2 protein-coding genes are annotated in these 3002 nt (G+C 70.7%); both read right to left on the bottom strand.

Annotated features, from left to right (window positions below):
* Positions 1–1186, bottom strand: a 1186-nt coding sequence (locus AC1DU6_RS25405) for a TRC40/GET3/ArsA family transport-energizing ATPase (protein WP_477860480.1), incomplete at its 3' end; no start/stop codon positions are given.
* Between the two features lie 39 nt (positions 1187–1225).
* A partial coding sequence (locus AC1DU6_RS25400) for a bifunctional acetate--CoA ligase family protein/GNAT family N-acetyltransferase (RefSeq protein ID WP_477860478.1) occupies positions 1226–3002 on the bottom strand: 1777 nt, incomplete at its 5' end.

The raw sequence follows: 3002 nt of genomic DNA, 5'->3' as shown, positions 1-3002 counted from the left end.
CGTCAAGACCTGGGAGCTTGCCGCTGGCTTCCACGACCGCAGCCATGGGCGGCGCGATCGGGCCGGCATCCAGGGTCAGCAGTGCGCGCAGCGCGGGGAGGCCGACCGTGTCGAAGGCCCGCAGCGGGACGCGGTCCTGCGGCAGTGCACGCAGCGATGCGGGCATCGCGTCCAGCGCCTGCTGCCCCAGGTCTTCGATGGCGCAGGCCACGGCGTCGCTGCGCTCACTGGCGTGGAACACGCCGTTGATAGCCAGCCGCTGGTTGTGCAAGCCCAGCTCATGCAGCTCGGCCGAGGTGTGCGCCGCTTCATTGATCGCGCCCTTGTCCGCCCGCGTCACCAGGATGACGGTGGTCTGGGCCGGGTCGCTCAGCGCTTCCAGCGCCGCCTTGAAGCGCTCCTCCTGCATCTTCAGCCCCGAATGCGGGCCCAGGCAGGAGGCGCCCCGGTCGTTGCCGTCGAGAAAGCCGCTCCAGGCCTTGGGCAGGCTCAGCAGCCGCAACGTGTGGCCGGTCGGCGCGGTGTCGAAGACGATGTGATCGAAGCGACCGTCCTTGTCGGACAGCAGCGCGGCGAACTCGTCGAACGAGGCAATCTCGGTGGTGCAGGCGCCGGACAGCTGCTCGCTCACCGTGGAGAGTTCGGCGTCACTGGCGCCAGCGCCCATCTGCGCCAGCACCCGCTGCCGGTAGGACTCGGCCGCCGTGTCGGGGTCGATGTTGAGCACGGACAGCCCCGGCGCGCCGGGCACCGGCGTTGGCGTGTTGCGCAGCTCGATGCCCAGCATCTCATCGAGGTTGGAGGCCGCATCGGTGCTCACCAGCAGCACCTTCTTGCCCCCGTCGGCCAGCGTCAGCGCGGCGGYGGTGGACAGCGAGGTCTTGCCGACGCCGCCCTTGCCGGTGAAGAACAGGTGCCGTGTGGCCTGGGTCAGGAAGCTCGGCGCCTGCGCGGCCGGCATCAGCCAGGCTTGCACCTCGGCATGCGAGGGCAGCCCGCCGCTGTGCACGACCCGGCCGTCGATGACGACCGCCGGCGTCGCGCTGACGCCGTGACTCAGGATCGCATCGTGATCCTCGACCTTGATGATCTCGACCTCGACGCCCTGCTCCTTCGCCACCCGCTCGATCATCGCGATGGTGCTGCGGCATTTGCTGCAACCCGAACCTAGAACCATGATCTGCATTGGGACTCCTCGTGCTGGGCCGAAAGACTGTTCAACGTTTCAAATCAGGTCCAGCACATAACGCAGGGTTTCATGGTCAGACCCGGCCTTGTCGAGCCTGAACCCGCCCTGCGTCGCCAGCTCGCGCATGCCTACGTTCTCGCGCAGCACCAGCGCCACCAGGCGCTGCGTGCCGTGGCCTTGCAGGTAGCCCACCATCTTGTCCAGCAGCCGTTGCCCCAGGCCCTCCCCTTGCAGCTCGGTGGCCAGGACGATGGCGAACTCGGCCTCGACGTTGTCGGGATCGGCCACGGCGCGCACGACGCCTAGCGTGTGCTGCGTGCCGTCGGCCTGCGCCTCAATCACGACGAAAGCCATCTCGCGGTCGTAGTCGATCTGCACCAGGCGGGCCAGCTCGCTGCGCGGCAGTTCGCGCCGCATGCTGAAGAAGCGCAGGCGGATGTCCTCGGGTGCGAGCTGCCCGGCGAAGGCGAGGTGCCGCGCCTCGTCCTCGGGCCGGATCGGGCGCACCTGCAGCTGCCGGCCCTGCCACGTCCAGGTCTCGGCAAGTTCAGCCGGATAGGGCTGGATGGCGAAGCGCGATGTCCCGGCACTGGCCGCAGGGGTGACGCGCAGGCGGGCGTCCAGCGCAATGACGCCGTCGCCGTCGGCCAGCAGCGGGTTGATGTCCAGCTCGGCCAGCTCGGGCAGGTCGGCCAGCATTTGCGAGACGGTCACCAGCACGTCGCAGATGGCGTCCATGCGCGCGGGTGCATGGTCGCGGTAGCCGGCAAGCAGCTTGGCCACGCGTGTGCCGGCCACCAGCTCGCGGGCCAGCACGCGGTTCAGCGGCGGCAGGCCGATGGCGCGGTCGGCCATCACCTCCACCGCCGTGCCGCCCTGGCCGAACAGGATGACCGGGCCGAACACCGGGTCCACGCTGGCGCCGACGATCAGCTCCTGCGCATGCGGCCGGCTCACCATGGCCTGCACCGTGAAGCCGGCAATGCGTGCTAGCGGCTTGATCGAGCGCACCCRCGCCAGCATCTGCCGGGCGGCCAGCCGCAAGGCCGCGTCGTCGCTCAGGCCCAGCACCACGCCGCCCACGTCCGACTTGTGGCTGATGTCGGGCGACAGGATCTTCAGCGCGACCGGGTAGCCGATGGCGACTGCGGCTGTCACCGCTTCGTCAGCGGTGGGACCCACCGCGACCGTCGGCACGACCGGGATGCCATAGGCCTGCAGCACGGCCTTGGCCTCCAGCTCGTCGAGCATCTCGCGGCCATCGGCAAGCGCCGCCTCGACGACGGCGCGCGCCGCCGCGCGGTCCGCCGGCCCGGCCTCGCTGGCGGTGGGCGCCTCGGTGAGCAGCGCCTGGTTGCTGGCGTAGCGGGCCAGCATGGCGAACGCTCGCACAGCTTCCTCGGGCGTGTCGTAGCCGGCCACGCCCGCGCCTTCAAAGGTGCGCCGCGCCTCGGCCACGCCGGCGTCGCCCAGCCAGCAGCTCATCAGGCGACCGGCGGCCTCGCGGGCCAGTGGTGCGCAGGCAAGGGCGATGTCCTCGCTGCGCACGATGGCCGTCGGTGCGTGCATGAAGAGCACCGTGCCGGTGTCGGGGTCGTCGAGCAGCGCGCGCAGCGTGGCGGTGTAGCGCTCGACCGGCGCGTCGCCAATGATGTCGACGGGGTTGCCGTGCGACCAGGTGGGCGGCAGCACGGCGTCCAGCTTTGCGCGAAGCGCGTCACTCAGCGGTGGCAGGTCGACGCCGGCCAGCGCGGCCGCGTCGGCCGCCATGACACCGGCGCCGCCGCCGTTGGTCATCAGCGTCAGGCCGCGC

Source organism: Roseateles sp. P5_B10, from assembly GCF_056400485.1.
Note: the sequence above shows the minus strand (reverse complement) of the source record. Positions and strands in the feature narration are given on the sequence as shown.